21 protein-coding genes are annotated in these 20342 nt (G+C 69.4%); 8 read left to right on the top strand and 13 right to left on the bottom strand.

Annotated features, from left to right (window positions below; genetic code table 11):
• Positions 1-32: 32 nt before the first annotated feature.
• The 3 genes from ntrC to dusB are packed head-to-tail and all read right to left on the bottom strand — an operon-like array spanning position 33 to position 3543.
• Positions 33-1475: a nitrogen regulation protein NR(I) gene (ntrC, locus tag ACMGDM_RS13085; RefSeq protein ID WP_436804556.1), complete on the bottom strand. Its 1443-nt coding sequence runs from the start codon at positions 1473-1475 to the stop codon at positions 33-35.
• Positions 1472-2533, bottom strand: a complete 1062-nt coding sequence (locus tag ACMGDM_RS13080; protein WP_436804555.1) for a two-component system sensor histidine kinase NtrB — start codon at positions 2531-2533, stop codon at positions 1472-1474. Before ACMGDM_RS13080 ends, ntrC begins: the two co-directional genes overlap by 4 nt.
• Positions 2530-3543 (bottom strand): tRNA dihydrouridine synthase DusB, encoded by a 1014-nt coding sequence (gene dusB / locus ACMGDM_RS13075; RefSeq protein WP_436804554.1) that lies wholly within the window; start codon positions 3541-3543, stop codon positions 2530-2532. The genes ACMGDM_RS13080 and dusB overlap by 4 nt, the downstream gene beginning before the upstream one ends.
• A gap of 80 nt (positions 3544-3623) precedes the next feature.
• On the opposite strand from dusB, the gene ACMGDM_RS13070 reads away from it, so the two are divergent.
• The 3 genes from ACMGDM_RS13070 to ACMGDM_RS13060 are packed head-to-tail and all read left to right on the top strand — an operon-like array spanning position 3624 to position 5820.
• On the top strand, positions 3624-4751 hold the full coding sequence (locus ACMGDM_RS13070) for a bifunctional 2-C-methyl-D-erythritol 4-phosphate cytidylyltransferase/2-C-methyl-D-erythritol 2,4-cyclodiphosphate synthase (protein ID WP_436804553.1): 1128 nt from the start codon (positions 3624-3626) through the stop codon (positions 4749-4751).
• Positions 4748-5287, top strand: a complete 540-nt coding sequence (locus tag ACMGDM_RS13065) for a hypothetical protein (protein ID WP_436804552.1) — start codon at positions 4748-4750, stop codon at positions 5285-5287. Before ACMGDM_RS13070 ends, ACMGDM_RS13065 begins: the two co-directional genes overlap by 4 nt.
• The gene (locus tag ACMGDM_RS13060; RefSeq protein WP_436804551.1) at positions 5284-5820 is read left to right on the top strand and encodes a CinA family protein; all 537 of its coding nucleotides are present in this window, start codon (positions 5284-5286) and stop codon (positions 5818-5820) included. Before ACMGDM_RS13065 ends, ACMGDM_RS13060 begins: the two co-directional genes overlap by 4 nt.
• Here the strand turns inward: ACMGDM_RS13060 and ACMGDM_RS13055 are convergent.
• Both ACMGDM_RS13055 and lipA read right to left on the bottom strand, forming a co-directional pair.
• Positions 5748-6242, bottom strand: coding sequence for a type II toxin-antitoxin system RatA family toxin (locus ACMGDM_RS13055; RefSeq protein ID WP_436804550.1), 495 nt, complete (start codon positions 6240-6242; stop codon positions 5748-5750). The two genes, ACMGDM_RS13060 and ACMGDM_RS13055, sit on opposite strands and share 73 nt — an antisense overlap.
• The gene (lipA, locus tag ACMGDM_RS13050) at positions 6229-7149 is read right to left on the bottom strand and encodes a lipoyl synthase (RefSeq protein ID WP_436804549.1); all 921 of its coding nucleotides are present in this window, start codon (positions 7147-7149) and stop codon (positions 6229-6231) included. The genes ACMGDM_RS13055 and lipA overlap by 14 nt, the downstream gene beginning before the upstream one ends.
• A 54-nt stretch (positions 7150-7203) precedes the next feature.
• On the opposite strand from lipA, the gene ACMGDM_RS13045 reads away from it, so the two are divergent.
• The gene (locus ACMGDM_RS13045) at positions 7204-7833 is read left to right on the top strand and encodes a carbonic anhydrase (protein ID WP_436804548.1); all 630 of its coding nucleotides are present in this window, start codon (positions 7204-7206) and stop codon (positions 7831-7833) included.
• Between the two features lie 117 nt (positions 7834-7950).
• On the opposite strand, the gene aspS is transcribed toward ACMGDM_RS13045, so the two are convergent.
• Positions 7951-9774 (bottom strand): aspartate--tRNA ligase, encoded by a 1824-nt coding sequence (gene aspS, locus ACMGDM_RS13040; protein ID WP_436804547.1) that lies wholly within the window; start codon positions 9772-9774, stop codon positions 7951-7953.
• A 173-nt stretch (positions 9775-9947) separates the two neighbouring features.
• Here aspS and rnd point away from each other — a divergent pair, with 173 nt between their 5' ends.
• Positions 9948-11123 carry a ribonuclease D gene (gene rnd, locus ACMGDM_RS13035; protein WP_436804546.1) on the top strand — a complete coding sequence of 392 codons (1176 nt, stop codon included), beginning with the start codon at positions 9948-9950 and terminating at the stop codon, positions 11121-11123.
• Positions 11120-11416: an I78 family peptidase inhibitor gene (locus ACMGDM_RS13030; protein WP_436804545.1), complete on the top strand. Its 297-nt coding sequence runs from the start codon at positions 11120-11122 to the stop codon at positions 11414-11416. The genes rnd and ACMGDM_RS13030 overlap by 4 nt, the downstream gene beginning before the upstream one ends.
• A 139-nt stretch (positions 11417-11555) precedes the next feature.
• On the opposite strand, the gene ACMGDM_RS13025 is transcribed toward ACMGDM_RS13030, so the two are convergent.
• Genes ACMGDM_RS13025 through ACMGDM_RS13010 form a run of 4 tightly spaced genes read right to left on the bottom strand, consistent with a single transcriptional unit; the run spans position 11556 to position 17099 of the window.
• Positions 11556-13055, bottom strand: a complete 1500-nt coding sequence (locus ACMGDM_RS13025; protein WP_436804544.1) for a Ppx/GppA phosphatase family protein — start codon at positions 13053-13055, stop codon at positions 11556-11558.
• Positions 13052-15172, bottom strand: a complete 2121-nt coding sequence (locus ACMGDM_RS13020) for an RNA degradosome polyphosphate kinase (RefSeq protein ID WP_436804836.1) — start codon at positions 15170-15172, stop codon at positions 13052-13054. Before ACMGDM_RS13020 ends, ACMGDM_RS13025 begins: the two co-directional genes overlap by 4 nt.
• 56 nt (positions 15173-15228) lie before the next feature.
• Positions 15229-15849: an HdaA/DnaA family protein gene (locus tag ACMGDM_RS13015; RefSeq protein ID WP_436804543.1), complete on the bottom strand. Its 621-nt coding sequence runs from the start codon at positions 15847-15849 to the stop codon at positions 15229-15231.
• Positions 15846-17099, bottom strand: coding sequence for a heavy-metal-associated domain-containing protein (locus ACMGDM_RS13010; protein WP_436804542.1), 1254 nt, complete (start codon positions 17097-17099; stop codon positions 15846-15848). The genes ACMGDM_RS13015 and ACMGDM_RS13010 overlap by 4 nt, the downstream gene beginning before the upstream one ends.
• A gap of 63 nt (positions 17100-17162) precedes the next feature.
• Between ACMGDM_RS13010 and purM the strand changes: the two genes are divergently transcribed.
• Positions 17163-18254: a phosphoribosylformylglycinamidine cyclo-ligase gene (gene purM, locus ACMGDM_RS13005; protein WP_436804541.1), complete on the top strand. Its 1092-nt coding sequence runs from the start codon at positions 17163-17165 to the stop codon at positions 18252-18254.
• On the top strand, positions 18251-18832 hold the full coding sequence (purN, locus tag ACMGDM_RS13000; RefSeq protein WP_436804540.1) for a phosphoribosylglycinamide formyltransferase: 582 nt from the start codon (positions 18251-18253) through the stop codon (positions 18830-18832). Before purM ends, purN begins: the two co-directional genes overlap by 4 nt.
• A 24-nt stretch (positions 18833-18856) precedes the next feature.
• Here the strand turns inward: purN and ACMGDM_RS12995 are convergent, their stop codons facing one another.
• From ACMGDM_RS12995 to ACMGDM_RS12985, 3 genes are all read right to left on the bottom strand, one after another.
• The gene (locus tag ACMGDM_RS12995) at positions 18857-19381 is read right to left on the bottom strand and encodes a GNAT family N-acetyltransferase (RefSeq protein ID WP_436804539.1); all 525 of its coding nucleotides are present in this window, start codon (positions 19379-19381) and stop codon (positions 18857-18859) included.
• A 1-nt stretch (position 19382) separates the two neighbouring features.
• Entirely contained in the window at positions 19383-19805 is a 423-nt protein-coding gene (gene ndk / locus ACMGDM_RS12990; RefSeq protein WP_436804538.1) for a nucleoside-diphosphate kinase, read from the bottom strand.
• A 75-nt stretch (positions 19806-19880) separates the two neighbouring features.
• On the bottom strand, positions 19881-20321 hold the full coding sequence (locus tag ACMGDM_RS12985) for a DNA polymerase III subunit chi (protein ID WP_436804835.1): 441 nt from the start codon (positions 20319-20321) through the stop codon (positions 19881-19883).
• Between the last annotated feature and the right edge of the window lie 21 nt (positions 20322-20342).

Here is a 20342-nt window from a genome sequence, read left to right as displayed (position 1 = left end):
GGTGTTGCACAGAGAACACATATTTCGGCGGTCTATCCCTCGCCTGCTCCGGATGGCCGCGCTCCGGGTTCGATTCCGAGCAGATCGAGGCGCTTGCGCAGCGTGTTACGGTTGAGCCCGAGCGCTCGCGCGGCGCGCAACTGGTTGCCGCCGTGGCGCATCAGCATCGCCGCGATCAAGGGACGCTCCACCGCGCCGATCACGCGATCGTAGAGCGTACCATCGTCGAGCGCGCGCGGCAGCTCGCGCGCGAGCCGGTCGATCATCGCGAGCACCGCCGCCTCGATCCCCGGCTCGGGCAGCGTCTCGGCGACGCCTGGCGTGGCGCCGATCGTCGCGACGACCTCGACTGCCCCGATACGATCGTCGCGCGAGAGGGCTGCGAGCCGCCGCATCAGATTCTCGAGCTCGCGGACATTGCCCGGCCAGTCATGCGCCTCGAGCGCCGCAACCGCCTCGGCGTCGAGAGTCTTGCGCGGCAGCCCGGCCTCGGCCGCGCGGTCGAGGAAGTGGCGCGCCAGCTCGGCGATGTCGCCGCGCCGCTCCCGTAGCGCGGGTAGCGCGATCGGCACGACGTTGAGCCGATAGTAGAGATCCTCGCGAAACTGCCCGCCCGCGACCGCCTGCTGCAGGTCGCGGTTGGTCGCCGCGACGATCCGCACGTCGGCGCGGATGGTTCTTGCGCCGCCAACGGTGGTGAACTCGCCCGACTGAAGCACGCGCAAGAGCCGTGTCTGCGCCTCGATCGGCATGTCGCCGATCTCGTCGAGGAACAAGGTGCCGCCGCCAGCCTGCTCGAACCGCCCCGCGCTGCGCTGCGCCGCGCCGGTGAAGGCGCCGCGCTCGTGGCCGAACAGCTCCGCTTCGATCAGCTCGCGCGGGATCGCCGCCATGTTGATCGGCACGAACGGCGCGGCGCGGCGCGCACCAAGGTCGTGGATCGCACGCGCGACCAGCTCCTTGCCGGTGCCCGACTCGCCCGAGACCAGCACTGTGAGGTCGTTCGAGATCACGCGCGCGATCACGCGATACACGTCCTGCATCGCCGGCGAGCGGCCGATCAGCGGCAGCTGCTCCTCTTCCGCCGCGGCGTGCTCGGTCGCGACGCCGCCGCGCTTGAGCGCGGCCGCGACGGTGCGGGTCAGGGTGTCGAGGTCGAACGGCTTTGGCAGATAATCATAGGCGCCTGCCCCGGTGGCGCGCACCGCGGTGGTGAGCGTGTTGCGCGCCGAGAGCACGATCACCGGCATGTCCGGCCGCTCCACCGCCAGCCGCCCGGCATGGTCGATCCCGTCACCGTCAGGCAGCACCACGTCGGTGACGAGCACGTTGGGCGGGTGGGTCCGCAGCTCGCGCGCCATGTCGGCGAGGCTGGCGGCGGTCCGCACCGCATGGCCGGCGCGGCGCAGCGCATGCGCCACCACGGTGCGCACCGCATCGTCGTCATCGACGATCAGGACCTTGCCCGTGCTCATGCGGCGCGCGGCAGCAGCAGGCGGAACACGGTGTGATGCGGCTGCCCCTCGCGCGCATATTGGACGATACCGCCCATGTCGCGCACCAGCTTGTCGACCAGGGCGAGGCCCAGCCCCTTGCCCTCGGGGCGACCCGATACGAACGGGTCGAACAGATGGTCCGCGATGTCGTCGGGCGCGCCGGGGCCGGTGTCGATCACGCACAGCTCGATCGGCAGCGCGACGCGCTCGCGCCCCTTCCCGGTCGCGACGGTGATGCCGTGGCGATAGGCGGTGGTGAGCGTGATGCGCCGCTCGCCGCGCGGCCCTAGCGCGGCGGCCGCGTTCTTAAGCAGGTTGAGCAGCACCTGAAGGAGCGCGTCGCGATTGCCCAAAACCGCAGGCAAGGACGGATCGTAGCGTTCCTCGATCGCGATATCGCGCGCGAACCCGGCCAGCGCCACCCCGCGGGCGTGCGCGAGCAGCGGGTAGATGTTCAGCGGCATCACCTCGCGCGGGCGCGTGTCCGTGAAATCCTCCATATGATCGATCAGCGCGGCGATGCGATCGACCTCGGCGATGACCAGCCCGGTCAGCTCGTCCGCCGCGGCACCGTCGGCGATCAGCTGCGCCGCGCCGCGGATGCTCGATAGCGGGTTCTTGATCTCATGCGCCAACATCGCCGCGGCGCCCACCGCTGCGCGTGCCGCGGCGGCGCGGTCGCTCGACATGCCGAGCCGGCGCGACGCCGCGGCATGGTGGAGCGTGATCGTCCGCCAGCCCGGCTGGTCGACCACCGCAGCTTCGATCAGGTCGACGCGTACCTTCACCCCGCCGCGCAGCTCGAGCTCGATGTCGAACGCGGCGAAGGCATGGCTGGCGCGACGCTCGTCGGCACCGGCGACGCCGAGCAGCGCGGCCACGGTCTGTCCGTGCATCGCGCGCTGCGAGAGGTTGAGCAGCGTCTCGCACTCGGCGTTGGCGCGCGCGACGCGGTCGTCGGGATCGACCACCAGCACCGCGACGGGCAGCGCGGCGAGCAGCTCGGCCTCGCTCGGCCCGCGCTGCGACGGCGTCACGCCGCGACCCGCATCCGGTGCGGCGCGTAGAAGTCGGCAAGCATAGCCTTCACCCGGACGGGGTCGGGCTCCTGGTTCACCTTGTTGCGGAACTCGGCCGAGCCGGGAATGCCTTTGGTGTACCAGCCGATGTGTTTGCGTGCCATGTTGACGCCGGTGACGACGCCATAATGGCTGAGCATCGCCTCATAATGCTCTGAAAGAACGGCATATTGGTCATCCAGCGACGGGTCGGGACGGCGCTCGCCGGTGGCGAACCAATGCATCACCTGGCCGAGCAGCCACGGACGCCCATAGGCACCGCGACCGATCATCACGCCGTTCGCGCCTGACTGTGCCAGCGCAGCCTCGGCGTCGTCGATGGTGCAGATGTCGCCGTTGACGATCACCGGGATCGTCACCGCGTCCTTGACCCGGCGGACAAAGCCCCAGTCGGCACTGCCCTTGTACATCTGGTTGCGCGTGCGGCCGTGCACCGTGACCATGCGCACGCCGAGATCCTCCGCGATGCGCGCCAGCTCGGGCGCATTGAGGCTGTCGTGGCACCAGCCCATTCGCATCTTGAGTGTCACCGGCACGTCCACCGCGCGCACCACGTCGGTGACGATGGCCGCGGCGAGCTTCAGGTCACGCATCAGCGCCGAACCGGCGTCACCGTTGGTCACCTTGCGGACCGGGCAGCCCATGTTGATGTCAATAATCGCGGCGCCCTTGTCGCGCGCGAGCCGTGCCGCCTCACCCATTTCGTAAGGCGTGCAGCCGACCAGCTGCATCGACACGGGCTCCTCCGAGACATGCCACATTGCCTTCTGCAGCGACTGGCGCGTCTCGCGGATCGCCGCCTGACTCGCGATCATCTCGGTGACGTTAAGCCCCGAGCCGTAGCGCCGGACCAGCGTGCGGAACGGCTGATCGGTCACGCCGGTCATCGGCGCGAGCACGACCGGCTGGTCAATGCTCACGTCGCCGATCCGGACCGGCGTCAGGCGGGTGGGAAGAGGTTGAGTCATGGCGGTGCCCGAAAAATGGGCAGGTAGTCGACCCGCCGCGCTCTGGCAAGCCGCGCGCGGACCGGCTAGGGCCCGCCGCGATGACCACGGTCGCCCTTATCGTCGCCGCCGGTAGCGGCTCGCGCAGCGGCAGCGCCGCGCCCAAGCAGTTCGCCCCGATCGCAGCCCGCCCCATGCTCACGTGGAGCCATGCCGCCCTCACCGCGCATCCGAAGGTGGATCGCGTGATCGTCGTTATCGGCGAGGACCAGGAGGCGCTGCTGGCCGCGGCTGTCCCCGGCGCCGAATGGGTCACCGGAGGCATCGAGCGGCGCGACTCGGTTCGGGCCGGGCTCCGCGCCGTGCCGGAGGCGACGCGCGTGCTGGTGCATGACGCAGCGCGCCCGTTCGTTCCCGGCGCGGTAATCGATCGCCTGCTCGGCGCACTCGACGCGGCTCCCGGCGCGATCCCGGTGCTGCCCGTCGCGGACACCTTGGTCACGCATGACGGGGTCACCGTCGCGCGTGAGACACTCGCGCGAGTCCAAACCCCGCAGGCGTTCGACGCCGCTACATTACGGCGTGCGCACGACGCATGGCACGGTGGCGCCGCCACCGACGACGCGCAGATGGTCCGCGCGTTGGGCGCGGCGGTCCGACAGGTGGAAGGCGACGCGATGCTCGAGAAGATCACCTACCCCGCCGATTTCGCCGCCGCCACGGCCCGCGCCGGTGTGGAGACGCGATCGGCAAGCGGCTTCGACGTCCACCGGCTCGAGGACGGCGAGGAACTATGGCTCGGCGGAGTCCTGATCCCGCACCACCAAGGGCTGTCGGGGCACAGCGATGCGGATGTCGCGCTCCATGCGATCACGGACGCGGTACTCGGCACCATCGCGGCGGGCGATATCGGCACGCATTTTCCGCCGAGCGATCCGCAATGGCGCGGCGCCGAGTCCGGACAGTTCCTGGCGCACGCGCGCGCGCTCGTCGAGGCGCGGGGCGGGCGTGTCACCTTCGTCGACCTCACGCTGATGTGCGAGGCGCCCAAGATCGGGCCGCACCGCGCCGCGATGCAGGCGCGCATCGCGGAACTTCTCGGCCTCTCGACCGATCGGGTCAGCGTGAAAGCGACCACGACCGAACGACTTGGCTTCACCGGCCGCGGCGAGGGCATCGCCGCGCAGGCGATCGCGACCGTCACGCTCCCGTCCGGGCTCGTCGCGTGAGGCGCACGTTTGCGCTGGCCGCGGCGTTGGCGAGCGTCGCGCTGATCGCCGCACCCGCCGCGGCGGCACAGGACCGCTGCCTGTCGAGCGCCGATGCCGAGTCGATCGCACTGGTGGCGATGCCCGAGATCATTCGCGATGCCGGCCGCGTCTGCGCGGCCCTGCCGGCGTCGAGCCTGCTGCGGCGCACCGACAGTCCGCTGCTCCAGAAATATGATCGCGAGGCCGATCGGGCGTGGCCGGCGGCGCGCACCGCCATCGCCAAGCTCAGCGACCCGGCGGTGGAACTGCTGCTGCTGAGTGACTATGCCCGACCGATGCTGACCTCGCTCTTCGCGCCGCAGATCACCGGGCGAATCCAGCCTGGCGACTGCCCGACGCTCGATCGGCTGGTGACGCTGCTCGAGCCATTGCCGGCACGCAACACCGCCGGCATCGTCGTAGCCACGCTCCGCTATCTCAAGGCCGAGAAGAACAAGGGCAAGCGCAACGCCGTTCCCGATCTGCCCGTGTGCGCCGCGGTGACGGCGCCATGAGCGACTCGGTTCTGCCCCAGGAATTGGTCGACGCCGCCCGTCGCGTAATTGATGCCAATCGCGCCGCGGGCCGTCGCATCGCGGTGGCGGAGAGCTGCACCGGCGGGTTGGTCTCGGCCGCGCTGACGGAGATCGCGGGTTCGTCCGACGTGTTCGATGCGGGCTTCATCACCTACTCGAACGAGGCCAAGCAGCGGCAGCTGCGGGTCAGCGGCGACGTGCTCGATACGTTCGGCGCGGTGTCGATCGCCGTGGCGTGGAGCATGGCGCAGGGCGCGCTCGCGCAATCCATCGCAGATGTCGCGGTGGCGATCACCGGGGTCGCCGGCCCGGGCGGCGGAAGCGAGAAGAAGCCGGTCGGCACGGTGGTGTTCGCGCGCGCCGAGCGCGCCGGCGATCCCGCCAATGTGGTCGCCGACAAGCGCTTCTTCGGTGATCTCGGTCGCGCCGGGGTTCGGCTTCAGGCGGCGCTGTGCGCGCTGGAGCTGCTGCTCCCCGAGTCCGACGAGGAGCCCGCGACCGAGTCGCTATAGAGCGCGCGCGCGCGTTCCTCGAACGCGCCGATCATCCTGCGCAACGCGACGCCGAACACCTGCCCGGCGAGCATCTCAAACATCCGGTTCTTGAACGCGAAGTCGACGGTGAAGTCGACGAGCGAGCCGCCCTCCCCGTCCGGCCGGAAACGCCAGTCGTTGTGGAGATACTTCAGCGGCCCGTCGACATATTCGACGCGGATCGTGTCCGGCCGCGCCTTCGCCACCTTCGACGTGAAGGTCTCGCGCAGGCCCTTGAAACCAACGATCATGTCCGCGAGCGTCTCACTCTCACCGTCTTGGCGCACGCGCATCGCCGTCACCCAAGGCAGAAATTCCGGGTACCGGCGCACGTCCGCGACCAGGTCGAACATCTGCTCGGGGCTGTAGGGCAGCCGGCGGGTCTCGCTATGCTTTGGCAAGCTTCGCCTCGCGCGCTGCCCGCATCTTCGCGAAATCGTCGCCGGCGTGATAGCTCGACCGCGTCAGCGGCGACGAGGCCACCAGCAGGAAGCCCTTGGCGCGCGCGATCGCGGCATAAGCGTCGAACGCCTTGGGGGGCACAAACTCGGCCACCTTGGCATGACGCGGCGTGGGCTGGAGATACTGGCCCATTGTCAGAAAATCGATGTCGGCTGAGCGCATGTCGTCCATGACCTGGTGGACCTCGAGCCGCTCCTCGCCCAGGCCGAGCATGATGCCCGACTTGGTGAAGATCGACGGATCAAGCTTCTTGACGCTCTCCAGCAGCCGGATCGACGCGTAATAGCGCGCGCCGGGCCGGATCGTCGGGTACAGCCGCGGCACGGTTTCCAGATTGTGATTATACACGTCTGGGCGCGCGGCGACGATGGCCTCCACCGCGGCTTCGTGCTTGTTGCGGAAATCGGGTGTGAGAATCTCGATCGTCGTCGTCGGGTTGGTGCGGCGGATCGCCTCGATCACCCGTACGAACTGCCGCGCGCCGCCATCGGGCAGGTCGTCGCGGTCGACGGAGGTGACGACGATATGCTCCAGGCCCATCTGCGCGGCGGCGTCGGCGACGTTCTGCGGCTCCATCGGGTCGACCGCGCGCGGCATGCCGGTCTTAACGTTGCAGAAGGCGCAGGCGCGCGTGCAGGTATCGCCCAGGATCATCACGGTCGCGTGCTTCTTGGTCCAGCACTCCCCGATGTTCGGGCAGGCGGCCTCTTCGCACACGGTGGTGAGGCTCTTGGAGCGCATCAGCGCGCGCGTGGCGGCGAAGCCCTCGCTGGTGGGCGCCTTGACGCGGATCCAGTCGGGTTTGCGCTGGCGCGCTGGAGCCGGAAGCGGAGTCATCTCGTTCATGCCGTCGCAGATAGCGGCTGGCAGTCTTCGAAACAACGGAAGGGTAACTGACGAATGAGCAAGTTCCACGATATGATCGACGGCTACTACCGCTTCCGCGGCAACGAGTGGCTGGAGGAGCGCGAGCGCTGGACCGAGCTCGCCAGCGGTCAGTCGCCCAAGGTGATGGTCATCGCCTGCTCGGACAGCCGGGTCGATCCCGCCACCATCTTCGGCAGCCGTCCGGGCGAGGTGTTCGTGGTCCGCAACGTCGCCGCTCTGGTGCCGCCGTTCGAGACCGGCGGCGGGCGCCACGGCGTTTCGGCCGCGCTCGAGTTCGCGGTCACCGTGCTCCAGGTCGAGGAAGTGCTGGTGCTCGGCCACGGCGAGTGCGGCGGCGTCAAGGCGGCACTGTCGGGCGACCTCAAGCAGGCCGAGCCGGGCCAGGGCGGCTTCGTCGCCTCGTGGATCGACCTGCTCGACGATGCACGCGAGAAGGTGATCAGCGAGCACGGCAAGGGACCGGAGGGTCAGACGGCGCTGGAGCAGGAGGGCGTCAAGGTCTCGCTCGCCAACCTCATGACCTTCCCGTTCGTGCGCGACCGCGTGCAGGACGGCAAGCTGCGGCTGCACGGCGCGGTCTTCGCGATCACCGACGGCAAGCTGCGCGTGCTGCAGGACGACGGCCACTTCGAGCCGGCGTGAGGTGGTTGGGGCGCCCGCGAGAGCGTGCGCCCCGTTGCCGATTTACGCATCTCCTTCCACCCCGGCGGACGCCGGGGTGGCGGGTAGGAGAGGACGTCGTCCCCTACCCTGTTCCCCTCACCCCGCCTTCGGCGCCACCAGCGCGTCCTTGTCCTTCGGCAGCTCGGCGGTCACCTTGATGTTCAGCTCCTTGAGCTGCTTGGCCGAGACGAAGCTGGGCGCGCCCATCATCAGGTCCTCGGCCTTCTGCGTCATCGGGAAGACAATCACCTCGCGGATGTTGGGCTCGTCGGCAAGCAGCATCACGATCCGGTCGATCCCCGGCGCCGACCCGCCGTGCGGCGGCGCGCCGAACTTGAAGGCGTTGATCATGCCGGCAAAGTTGGTGTCGACATCGGCCTTGGTATAGCCCGCGATCTCGAACGCCTTGTACATGATGTCCGGGCGATGGTTCCGGATCGCGCCCGACGACAGCTCGATGCCGTTGCACACGATATCATATTGATAGGCGAGGATGTCGAGCGGGTCCTTGGTCTCCAGCGCCTCCAGTTCACCCTGCGGCATCGAAAAGGGATTGTGGCTGAAGTCGACATTCTTGTTGTCCTCGTCATATTCGAACATCGGAAAGTCGACGATCCAGCAGAACTCGAAGCGCGACGTGTCGATCAGCCTGAGCTGGTCGGCGACGCGGGTGCGCGCCAGACCGGCGAGCTTCGCCGCCTGCGCTTCCTTGCCGGCGGCAAAGAACAGCCCGTCGTCCGGCCCGAGCCCGAGCGCGTCGGCGAGCGCGTTCATCTTCTCTTCGCCGTGATTCTTGGCGATCGGGCCGCCCCACTCGCCGCCCTTGCGCGTGGCATAGCCGAGCCCGGCATAACCCTCGCCCTGCGCCCAGGCGTTCATGTCGTCGAAGAACTTGCGGCTCTTGTCCGCGGTGTTGGGCGCCGGAATCGCGCGCACCACGTCGCCCGCTTCGACGATCGACGCGAAGCGGCCGAACCCGGAGCCGACGAACTGCTCGCCGACGTCGCTTATGATCAAAGGGTTACGCAGGTCGGGCTTGTCGTTGCCGTACTTGAGCATCGACTCGCGGTACGGGATGCGGCGGAACGGCAGCGCCGAGACGGTCCGACCCTTGCCCTGCCAGTCGGCGAACTCCTCGAACACGCCGTGCAGCACCGGCTCGATCGCGGCGAAGACGTCGTCCTGCGTCACGAAGCTCATTTCGAAGTCGAGCTGGTAGAACTCGCCCGGGCTGCGATCGGCGCGCGCATCCTCGTCGCGGAAGCAGGGCGCGATCTGGAAATAGCGGTCGAACCCCGCCACCATCAGCAGCTGCTTGAACATTTGCGGCGCCTGCGGCAGCGCGTAGAATTTGCCCGGATGGACACGGCTCGGCACCAGATAGTCGCGCGCGCCCTCCGGCGACGAGGCCGTGAGGATCGGCGTCTGGAACTCGGTGAAGCCCTGCTCCACCATGCGGCGGCGGATCGAGGCGATCACGCTCGAGCGCAGCATGATATTGGCGTGGAGCTTGTCGCGGCGCAGGTCGAGGTAGCGGTTGCGCAGCCGGATCTCCTCCGGATATTCGGCGTCGCCGAAAACAGGCATCGGCAGCTCGGCCGCGGCGCTCTGCACCGTCGCGGCGCGCGCATAGACCTCGATCTCGCCGGTCGCGAGCGCACCGTTCACGGTTCCTTCGCTGCGACGCTTCACCTCGCCGTCGATCGTCACCACCGACTCGACGCGCACGCTCTCCAGCAGCGCCAGCGCAGGCGAGTCGCTGTCGGCGACGATCTGGGTGACGCCATAATGGTCGCGCAGGTCGACGAAGAGCACGCCGCCATGGTCGCGCTTGCGGTGCACCCAGCCCGAGAGGCGGACGGTCTGGCCGGCGTCATCGGCGGTCAGCGCGGCGCAGGTGTGGGAGCGATAGGCGTGCATGGGGCGGAAACTCTGGCTGCGGCGCCGCGCTTCGCTCCGGGCGCCGGCGCCGCGGAAGGCGGCGGCACGGCGGCCGGCGACGCGCCGCGACGGCGGTTGTCGGATGATCGCGGCCCTCTCGCGTCATTACCCTCTTTGTCAACCCGCGCCTGCCCGGCTATGGGCAGGCGCTTATGCACGTTCACCCCCTGATCACCGACAGCGCGACGCTGGCCAATCTTTGCACGCGCCTCAGCGAGGCGCCCTATGTGATGGTCGACACCGAGTTCATGCGCGAGAGCACCTATTACCCGGAGCTCTGCCTCATCCAGATCGCGGACACCGAGGAGGCCGCCGCGATCGACCCGATGGCACCCGGCATTGACCTCGCGCCACTGCTCGCGTTGCTGGTCGACAATGAGGACGTGCTCAAGGTGTTCCACGCCGGCGGGCAGGACATAGAGATCATCTACAATCTCACCGGCAAGACCCCGCACCCGCTGTTCGACACGCAGGTGGCGGCAATGGCGCTCGGCCAGGGCGAGCAGATCGGCTATTCCAACCTCGTCGACAGCTGGCTCGGCATATCGGTCGATAAGGGCGCGCGCTTCACCGACTGGGCGCGCCGCCCGCTTGACTCGCGCCAGATCGAATATGCCATCGGCGACGTTACGCATCTCGCGAAGATCTTTCCCAAGATGCTCGAGCGGCTGCGCAAGACCGGCCGCGGCGCGTGGCTCGACCAGGAGATGGAGCGGCTCGCCGATCCGGCCAATTACGCCAATGATCCCGATGTCGCCTGGAAGCGCGTCCGCGTGTCGAGCCGCAAGCCCGAGGTGCTCGGCCGGCTCAAGGCGATCGCGCGCTGGCGCGAGCTGGAGGCGCAGGCCAAGGACCTGCCGCGCGGCCGCATCGTCAAGGACGAGACGATCGCCGATCTCGCCAGCCACCCGCCGCGCAAGCAGGTCGATCTCGCCAAGGTACGCGGCCTGTCGCAAACCTGGGCGGGCAATGACATCGGCGCGCGGCTGATGGCGGCGATCGAGGCGGCGGCGCCGCTGCCCGACGCCGAGCTGCCGCCGCGCGAGGACCGCAAGCCCGGGCTCGGGCGCGAGGGCGCGCTGGTGGCGGACCTGCTCAAGCTGCTGCTCAAGATCCGCGCGCGCGACATCGACGTCGCGCCGCGGCTGCTCGCGCGCGGCGACGAGCTCGAGGCACTCGCCGCGGGGCAGCGGAATGGGCTGCAGATCCTGCAAGGCTGGCGCTACGACCAGTTCGGCCACGACGCGCTCGACCTGGTCGAGGGGCGACTCGGCTTTGCGGTGCAGGACGGCAAGCTCAAGATGACGCGGACGGAGGCCGCGGCGTGAGCCGGATCGCGATCGCGTCCGTCATGCTGGTTGCGCTGGCGGGCTGTGCGCCCAAGGTGGCGGCGCCGGTCGCGGGTGGGGATGCGCCCGGCACAGGCTGCGACGCCGGCGCCGCGTCAACGCTGGTTGGGCGCGCGGCGGACACGGTGGAGGCGGAGGCGCAGCGGCTGAGCGGTGCACGCACGGTACGCCGCTATGCCACCGGCGACGCGCTGACGATGGACTATCGTGCCGATCGGCTGAACGTCGAGACTGATGCGGGTGGATCGATCGTCAAGCTGAGCTGCGGCTGAGGCGCTTCGCATCCCTTCCTGCCGTCATCCCGAGCTTGGTCCGGAATGCACGGTCCCGCATACTCAGCGGCCGCGAACGCGCGTACCGATCCCGGATAAAGTCCGGAACGACAGAAGGGTTAGTCGAGGCCGACGTCCCTCACCCCAGCCGCGGCTGCAAGCCCAGCAGCTGCGCGAGCGCCTTGTGCCGCTTCTGCACCGCCTCGCCGTAGAGCGCCGCATCGTCGCCGGTCAGCGTCACCACCAGCTCACCGGCCTCGACCCGCAGCGACGAGCGCGCCAGCGGCCCCGCCACGCCGCCGCTGAGCCGCTGCCCCAGCCGCATCGCGGTGCCCCAGGCGGCGGCGCGCTTCAGCGACGGCTCGTCTGCGAGCAATGTCAGCGGCGGTGGCGGGGTCGCGGCGCCGCCCATTCCGGTCCATAGCGCCTGCCCCAGCATCGCGCGGCCGCGCGCGTCGATGCCGACCCAATTGCCGTGAAGCGCGATCTCCAGGCCGCGCTCGGCGCGGAAATCCGGATTGGCGCGCCACCCGACGTCGGCAAGATGGCAGGCCGCGGTGCGCAGTCGCGCGTCGCTCGCGTCCTCGCCCGCGAACAGTGGCGCGATCCAGGCGTCGAGCAGGTCGCCATGCTCGGGAAAGCGCCCACTGACGCGCCCTTCATCGCGCGTCGCGACCACCAGTGGATCGAGCGCGCGTTCTGCCGCGCTCAACTCGTCATAGAGCAGCCCCTCGCGCAACCCATAGGCCGAGACGATCGTCTGCGTGCTGCCGAGATGGCGCAGCACCGCCGCGAGCAGCGCCGCCGCATCACTCAGCGTCGGCACGCGCCCGCCCGAGATGCCGGGGATTTCGCGCAGCCGCGCCTTGCTGACATGCGCCAGCGTACGACGCAGCCGTGCGATCGTGTCGGCCGACATGCCATATTGATGGATCACGGGCAGCGGATAATGCGTCACCACCATGTCGAGCCGCGCCAGCGAGCGCCACGAGCCGCCGACGAGGTAGAGCGGCGTGCCCTGCCCCACCCCGCTCCAGCCCCCCGTGGCGAGCAGCGCGCCCACCCTCTTGTCGAGCAGGTTACGCTCGCGCAGTTCGCCGATGCGCAGCACGCCGAGCGGAAACGAGGCACGCTCGTGCAGCGCGCCGCCGCGCACGCGCACCAGTTCGAGGCTACCGCCGCCCAGGTCGCCGACGATACCGTCGGCGTCGGGAATGCCGGAGAGCACGCCCAGCCCGGCCGCCTCGGCTTCCTTCTCGCCCGGCAAGGTCTCGACGCTCAGCCCCGCCTCTTCGGCGACGGCGACCAGCTCGGCACCATTGTCGGCGTCGCGTACCGCCGCGGTGGCGACGGTGCGCAGCCGCGTCACCTCCATCGCGCGTGCCAGCGCGGCGAAGCGGTGGAGTGCCGTGCGCGCGATCGCCATCGCCTGCGCGTCGATCGTGCCGGACTGCGCCAGGCTGCGCCCGAGCCCGGCCAGCACCTTCTCGTTGAACAGGATCGAGGGCAGCCGCGGCGGCCCCTGATAGACGACGAGCCGGATCGAGTTCGAACCGATATCGATGATCGCGGTGCGTGGCGGATCGCTGGTGTCGCTCGCGCCGCAGCGGGAGACACGGCGCGTCGGCAGCAGCCTCACCGCGCGCGCCGCAGCGAGAGCACCGGCACCTCGTCGCCGTCGAGCGCCGCCCCACGTCCCGACAGCGACGGGTTGACCATGAAATAGCGATGAAGATTGAACGGCTTGTCACCGGGATCGACGCGCACGTAGCTTCCGTCCGGCTGGAGCTCCCACGTTTGTTCATTGTCGATCAGATTGGCGACCATCACCTGGTCGAGCACCTGGTCATGCACCGTCTCATTGTCGATCGGCAGCAGATATTCGACCCGCCGATCGAAGTTGCGCGGCATCCAGTCGGCCGAGGAAATATAGACCAGCGCATTGTCGTTCGGCAGCGCCGCGCCGTTGCCAAAGGCGGCGATGCGGCTGTGCTCGAGGAAACGGCCCACCACCGACTTGACGCGGATATTCTCGGACATGCCCGGCACGCGGGGCTTGAGGCAGCAGATACCGCGGATGATGAGGTCGATCTCCACGCCGGCGTTGCTCGCCTCGTACAGCTTCTCGATGATCGTGGGGTCGACGAGCGAGTTCATCTTCGCCCAGACCGCGGCGGGGCGGCCGGCGCGCGCGTGCGCGATCTCGCGGTCGATGTCCTGCATCAACCGTTCGCGCAGGCTGCGCGGACTGAGCACGACCTTCTCCATGTCGCCGGGCTCGACATAGCCGGTGATGTAGTTGAACAGCCGCGCCGCATCGCGGCCGACGCGCGGGTCCGCGGTAAAGAAGCTCAGATCGGTGTAGATCCGTGCTGTCACCGGATGATAATTGCCGGTGCCGAAATGGCAGTAGGTGCGGAACTTGCCGTTCTCGCGCCGCACCACCATCGCCACCTTGGCGTGGGTCTTCCAGTCGATGAAGCCGTAAACGACCTGCACGCCGGCGCGCTCCAGCGCGCTCGCCCATTGCAGATTCTGCTCCTCGTCGAAGCGCGCCTTGAGCTCGACGACCGCGGTGACCGACTTGCCCGCCTCGGCCGCCGCGATCAGCGCGCTGATCACCGCCGACTGTTTGCCCGCGCGGTACAGCGTCTGCTTGATCGCGACCACGTCGGGATCGTTGGCGGCCTGTTTGAGGAAGGCGAGCACCACGTCGAACGTCTCGTACGGATGGTGGACGACGATGTCCTTGGAGCGGATCGCGGCGAAACAGTCGCCGCCGAACTCGCGGATCCGTTCGGGGAAGCGCGGCGTGAAGGGAACGAACTTGAGGTCGGGTCGGTCCTCGTCGGCGAGCAGCGACAGGTCGCCGATGCCGAGGAACGAGCCGGTCTCGGTGACAATCGCGTCCGCCCCGCCGAGCTCGTCCCGCAGCACCGCGGCGAGCGTGTCCGGCATCCCGGTCTCGAGCTCGAGCCGGATCACGCGACCGCGGCGGCGGCGCTTGATCGCATTGGCGAAATAGCGGACGAGATCCTCGGCCTCTTCCTCGATTTCGATATCGCTGTCGCGCAGCACCCGGAACTCGGCCGCGCCGAGCACGTCGTAACCCGGGAAGAGCGCGGGGGCGAAGCGCTTGAGGATCGATTCGGTAGCGACATAGCGCGCGCCCTCGCCCGGTACGCGGACGAAGCGCGGCATGCCCGGCGGCAACATCACCAGCTCGCGGATCGGCTCCTGATCGGAGCGGCGGACCAGGTCGAACATCACCGCCATGCCGCGATTGGGCAGGAAGGGGAACGGGTGCGCCGGGTCGAGCGCCTGCGGCGTGATCACCGGGAAGAGCTGCTCGCGGAAATGGGTCTCGAGCCACGCCTGCTGCTCGGCGTCGAGCACATGGACGAGCGCATGGCTGCCCGGCACCGAGATGCCCACCCCGTCGAGCTCGGCGCGGATGTCGCGCCACACCGACTGCTGGCTCGCCATCAGCGAGTCCGCCTCCTCAACAATCGCGGCGAGCTGCTGCCCCGGGGTGAGACCGTCGGCCGAGCGCGCCTCCACATCCTGGAGCTGCTGGCCCTTCAATCCGGCGACCCGGACCATGAAGAATTCGTCGAGGTTGGCACCCGAGATGGCGAGAAAGCGCAGCCGCTCCAGCAGCGGGTGCGCGCGGTTGCACGCCTCGTCGAGCACGCGGCGGTTGAACGCGAGCCACGACAGCTCGCGGTTGAAATAGCGGCCGCCGTCCCGATCCATGAAGGGATCGTCGAGCACGTCCTCCGCGTCGGTGCGGGCGATGATGGTGGGTCGGGTCATGGAAGATCGCTCTGCGCGGTGAACGCCGCGTCGGGCTGGAGGGTTTCGCGCGCCAGCGGGATCGACAAGCGGCGTCGCCCCGCCAGTGCGGCGCGGTCCAGTCTCTCTATGGCATCGATGACAGCGGCATGACTCCGCTCCAGTCGCGTCACCAGCCAGGCGATGAGGTCGGGCCGGGCGTCGAGATGGCGACGCGCGAATCCGCGCTCAAGCAGCGCACGCACCAGCGCATCGTCCGGCGCGCCGATCGTCACTGCGGGGCTGGCGGCCAAGCGCGTGCGCAGATCGGGCAGCTGCACCGCCCAAACGGGCGGTAGCGCCGCGGCGACCAGAAGCAGCGGCCGCCGCTCCTCCTGCGCACGGTTCCAGGCATGGAACAGCGCCTCCTCCTCCAGCGTGTCGGCGTCATCCACGACGCGGCCGCCCGATTGCGCCGCAAAGATATGCCCGAGCAGCGTGCGGCCGGAACGCGGCGGGCCGGCAAGGATCGCACTCCGCACGGGCCAGGTAGCCCATCGGTCGAGCAGTCGCACCGCGGCGGCGTTGGAGTCGGTGACGAGGAACTCGGCGTCACGCGCGTCGATGGGCAGGGCCAGCGGTAGCGCGAATTGCGTCATCCCGTCGGTCCACGCGGCGGCGCGACGGCGCCGGACGTGGCCGCCGCGGCGGGGGCCGCCGATCCCGGCGGCGCGCGCCGGATCCGCAACGTGGTGCCGCCGCCGAACACCTGCCATCCGCGCGCTTCCAGCGCGGCGCGGAACGCTTCGGGCGGCCCGGCATAGCTCACGCTCATCAGCGATACTCCGCCGAGCGCGAGGCTGGTGGTCGCCGCCGAGCTTACCCCGGGCACCGCGCGGAGCGCGCCCTCCGTCCCGGTCACCGCTCCTGCGTCGGGGGTGTCGAACTGAACCGTGATGCTGCTGACGGAGGTCGCGGTTGCGCTCTCGTCGACGATCGGGTCGAGCAGGTCGGTCGGCGTGGGCGCCGCCGCTGGCATGATCGGCGACAGGCCGGTGTCCGGATCGAGTTCGCCGCCGCGCAGCGCTTCCTGGTAGATCGAGTCGATCCGACGCACCGCCTCGTCCAGCAGCGCCGGGATACCGCGCGCGCTGCCGACGCGTAGCGTGAAGGCGCGCAACAATCGGTGGTCCGGACCGGAACGCGCCTCGAAGCTGCCCACCACGGGTCCGCCCGGCCATTGCCGCGTCAGCCGTGCGGTCGGCATCAGCACATCGCGCGCGCCATATTGATCGATGACCGTGCGCCACCAGGCACGATCGGGCCGCTGCGTCTGCCCGACGTCGAGTAGCAACGGGTCGGGACCGGTGCCGCTGGGGCGGACGTAATCGATCGCGCTGCTGCCGGTACGGAAGCGCGCCCAGGCTTCCTGCCACAGCGTACGCTGCTCGAACGCGGTACCCACGCCGGTGGACCATTGCACCGGGACCACCACGAATGGCGGCGATCGTTCGACATAGGCGGACACGCCGAGCAGCGCGGCGGTGCGGGCGCGATCGAACAGCAGGCCCAGCCGCGCGATGTAGCGGGTCGGGCCGATCTGCTCCTGCTCGATCACGACGCTCGACACGATCGAATCGAGCGTGCCGTCGGAGAGCGTCCGCTCACCCGCGCCGAGCCGCTGCGCCAGCTGGGTAAAGCCCTTGCGCTGCGCCTCGCGCCAGCCGGCGAGCCGCGCCGCCTCGGCGTTCGGTGCCGAGACGTCGACGCGGATACCGCTGACCTCGAAATCGTCCGAACTGTCGACCGCGGCGACGCCACGGTCGCCGCCCTCGATCTGCGCGACGACCGCGGCGGCGCCGAGTGTGCCAAGGGCCACGGCGGCGGTGATGACGGAGAGGCGTCGCATGTCGCGCGTCTTTTGGCGAAGCAGACGTGGAAATCCAAGCGCGATGTGGCTAGGCGCGTCGCCATGAGCAACGAAGGTTACACCTACGAGCAGGCCGGCGTCTCGATCGCCGCCGGAAACGCGCTGGTGCGCGCGATCGCGCCACTGGCCCGCGCGACGCGCCGTGCGGGCGCCGACGCCGATCTCGGCGGCTTCGGCGGCTTCTTCGACCTGCGCGCCGCCGGGTTCACCGATCCGCTGCTGGTGGCGGCCAACGATGGGGTCGGTACCAAGCTCAAATTGGCGATCGAGTGGGAACGACACGAGGGCGTCGGGATCGATCTCGTCGCCATGTGTGTCAACGATCTGATCGTGCAGGGCGCCGAACCGCTCTTCTTCCTCGATTATTACGCGACCGGTCGGCTCGATACCGCGGTGGCCGAGCGCGTCGTCGCGTCGATTGCCCAAGGCTGCCGTATCGCCGGCTGCGCGCTGATCGGCGGGGAGACCGCGGAGATGCCCGGCATGTACGAGGTGGGCGACTATGATCTCGCCGGCTTCTGCGTCGGCGCGGTGGAGCGTGGCGACGTGCTGACCGGTGCCATGATCGCGGCAGGCGACGTGATCCTCGGGCTCGCCTCGTCGGGCGTCCACTCGAACGGCTTCTCGCTGGTCCGCCGGCTCGCCGCCGACAAGGCATGGAAGCTCGATCGCCCCGCGCTGTTCGATCCCGACAAGCTGCTGATCGATCATCTGATGGCGCCGACGCGGATCTATGTCTCGAGCCTGCTGCCGTTGCTGCGCGAACGCCGGGTCAAGGGCCTTGCGCATATCACCGGCGGCGGGCTGCTCGAGAATCTGCCGCGCGTATTGCCCGCCGGCACGCACGCGATGGTCGATGCCGACGCCTGGCCGCAGCCGCGGCTGATGGCGTTCCTTCAGGCGCAGGGCGGGATCGAGCCCGAGGAGATGGCGCGCACGTTCAACTGCGGGATCGGGATGGCGGTTATCGTCGCCGCGGACGAGGCAGAGGCGGTAACGTCGGCGCTGGCGGCGGCGGGCGAGACGGTCGTGGCGATCGGCCGGGTCGAGGCGGGCGAGCGCGGCTGCACCGTGTCGGGCAGTGCGGAGACGTGGAGCGCGCGCGCCGACTGGACCGCGACGCACCGGGCATGAGCGCGCCGGTGCGAGTCGCGGTCCTGCTCTCCGGGCGCGGATCGAACATGCGCTCGCTCGCCGCGGCGGCGGGCGAGAGCTACGTGATTGCGCTCGTCGCGTCGGACAAGCCGGAGGCGCCGGGACTCGGCTGGGCGCGCGAGCACGGGCTCGCTACCTTCGCGCTCTCGCCGCGCGGCATCGGCAAGCCGGCCTATGAGGCGGCGCTCGACACCGCGCTGCGCGCGGCCGGCACCGAGATCATCGCCTTGGCCGGCTATATGCGACTGCTGTCAGATGATTTCGTCGCACGCTGGCGGGGACGGATCATCAATATTCACCCCTCGCTGCTGCCCAAGTACAAGGGGCTCGACACGCATGCGCGCGCGATCGCGGCGGGAGACGCGGTGGCGGGCTGCTCAGTCCATGTCGTCACCGAGGAGCTTGACGGCGGTGCGGTGCTGGGTCGGGCCGAGGTGCCGATCGAGACCGGTGACACGGCGCATACCCTGGCCGAGCGCGTGCTGGCGGCGGAGCACCGGCTGTATCCGGCGGTGCTGGCGCGCTTCGTGCGCGAGGGGGCGTGGCGAGAGGCTTGAGAGTCGCGCTCCCTCCGTTGGCGCCTACACCGCGCGCCCGTAAACGCGATCGTCGTGCCAGGTCGCGCCAACCAGGAAGCGGCGCTCGCCCACGACCGTGAAGCCGTGCTTTTCATAGAAGCGATGCGCGCGGCGGTTGCCGCCGTACACACCGAGCAACACGCGCCCGCAGCCCGCATCGCCCGCGTCGTCGAGGGCGCGTGCGATCAAGGCGGCGCCTAGACCGGTACCGTGATAGGGCCTCAACGCGTAGATCCGCTTGAGCTCGATATCGCCCGGCAGCGGCGCGACCGGCAGATCGGGCGCGGTGAGCAACGTATAGCCGACCGGTGCGGCACCCGGGTCGACCACCGCCAGCGTCGCCATCGCCCCTGCCGCAAAATAGCGCGCGAAGGCGGCGGCGCTGCTGTTAAGCCCGACGTGCGCGACGATGTCGGCGCCGTCGAGCACGCCCGCGAACGCCTCGAGGAAGGTTGCGCCCGCAACCAGCGCGAGCGCGTCCGTGTCGTGCACGCCGGCGCGCCGCAGCTGCCACGCCGGCGTTGTCATGTCAGCCGACGATCTCTTCGGGCTTGAAGAAATAGGCGATTTCGATCGCGGCATTCTCGTCCGAGTCCGACCCGTGCACCGAATTGGCCTCGATCGACTCGGCCAGCTCCTTGCGGATCGTGCCGGGTGCGGCGTTCTCAGGGTTGGTCGCGCCCATGATGTCGCGGTTGCGCTGCACGGCGTTTTCGCCCTCAAGCACCTGCACGACCACCGGACCCGAGATCATGAAGCCGACCAGATCGTTGAAGAACGGCCGCTCCTTGTGGACCGCGTAGAAGCCCTCGGCCTGCTCCTTGGTCATCTTGATGCGCTTGGAGGCGACGACGCGCAGGCCCGCCTCCTCCAGCATCTTGGTAACCGCGCCGGTCAGGTTGCGACGCGTGGCGTCGGGCTTGATAATCGAGAAGGTACGGTTCGCGGCCATGACGGTCACGGGCTCCTGCTACAATGAGGGGAAAAGTGGCGCTCCCCTAGGCGGCGCGGCGACGCGAGGCAAGCGTCACGCCGCCTGTTCCCAGCGGCCGCTGTCATTCTGCTTCCAATAGCGGCGCGTCACCGCGGGACGGTCCGCCAGCGCCTTCCAGGCCGCCCGCGCGGCGCCGATCTGGTCGTCGGCGAAGAAGTGGAACACGCGGTCGAAGTCGAGAGCGTCGTCGCGCCAGCGTCCGTCCACCAGCGCGACGTGGCGCGCATTGTTGGCCGCGTCGAGGGTCTCCGCGATCAGCACCGGTTGGTGTGCGTCCTCCGCCCCGCCGAGCTGCGCGTGCGGCAGGAAACTGGCGGGCGCGTAGCTCCACAGCAGCCGGTCGAGCATGGCGCGCTGCTCCGCCTCCGCGGCGACGATCAGCAGCCGCGCGCCGTTCGCCACCACCTTCTCGGCGATTTGCGGCAGTGCGCGCTCGAGCGGCATGAGCGTGAGATGGTAGAAGTCCACCTGCACCGCGCGCTCACCCGCCGGCTC

Origin of the sequence: Sphingomonas larreae, assembly GCF_051400595.1 — a bacterium.
Lineage (GTDB): Bacteria > Pseudomonadota > Alphaproteobacteria > Sphingomonadales > Sphingomonadaceae > Sphingomonas.
This window is presented reverse-complemented; position numbering and strand designations above follow the sequence as displayed.

What these genes read in the sequence shown, in the direction of transcription:
- ntrC (WP_436804556.1), bottom strand. Translation starts at nt 1,475, where the DNA reads ATGAGCACGGGCAAGGTCCTGATCGTCGATGACGACGATGCGGTGCGC.
- dusB (WP_436804554.1), bottom strand. Translation starts at nt 3,543, where the DNA reads ATGACTCAACCTCTTCCCACCCGCCTGACGCCGGTCCGGATCGGCGAC.
- ACMGDM_RS13070 (WP_436804553.1), top strand. Translation starts at nt 3,624, where the DNA reads ATGACCACGGTCGCCCTTATCGTCGCCGCCGGTAGCGGCTCGCGCAGC.
- ACMGDM_RS13060 (WP_436804551.1), top strand. Translation starts at nt 5,284, where the DNA reads ATGAGCGACTCGGTTCTGCCCCAGGAATTGGTCGACGCCGCCCGTCGC.
- lipA (WP_436804549.1), bottom strand. Translation starts at nt 7,149, where the DNA reads ATGAACGAGATGACTCCGCTTCCGGCTCCAGCGCGCCAGCGCAAACCC.
- ACMGDM_RS13045 (WP_436804548.1), top strand. Translation starts at nt 7,204, where the DNA reads ATGAGCAAGTTCCACGATATGATCGACGGCTACTACCGCTTCCGCGGC.
- aspS (WP_436804547.1), bottom strand. Translation starts at nt 9,774, where the DNA reads ATGCACGCCTATCGCTCCCACACCTGCGCCGCGCTGACCGCCGATGAC.
- rnd (WP_436804546.1), top strand. Translation starts at nt 9,948, where the DNA reads ATGCACGTTCACCCCCTGATCACCGACAGCGCGACGCTGGCCAATCTT.
- ACMGDM_RS13020 (WP_436804836.1), bottom strand. Translation starts at nt 15,172, where the DNA reads ATGGATCGGGACGGCGGCCGCTATTTCAACCGCGAGCTGTCGTGGCTC.
- ACMGDM_RS13015 (WP_436804543.1), bottom strand. Translation starts at nt 15,849, where the DNA reads ATGACGCAATTCGCGCTACCGCTGGCCCTGCCCATCGACGCGCGTGAC.
- ACMGDM_RS13010 (WP_436804542.1), bottom strand. Translation starts at nt 17,099, where the DNA reads ATGCGACGCCTCTCCGTCATCACCGCCGCCGTGGCCCTTGGCACACTC.
- purM (WP_436804541.1), top strand. Translation starts at nt 17,163, where the DNA reads ATGAGCAACGAAGGTTACACCTACGAGCAGGCCGGCGTCTCGATCGCC.
- purN (WP_436804540.1), top strand. Translation starts at nt 18,251, where the DNA reads ATGAGCGCGCCGGTGCGAGTCGCGGTCCTGCTCTCCGGGCGCGGATCG.
- ACMGDM_RS12995 (WP_436804539.1), bottom strand. Translation starts at nt 19,381, where the DNA reads ATGACAACGCCGGCGTGGCAGCTGCGGCGCGCCGGCGTGCACGACACG.
- ndk (WP_436804538.1), bottom strand. Translation starts at nt 19,805, where the DNA reads ATGGCCGCGAACCGTACCTTCTCGATTATCAAGCCCGACGCCACGCGT.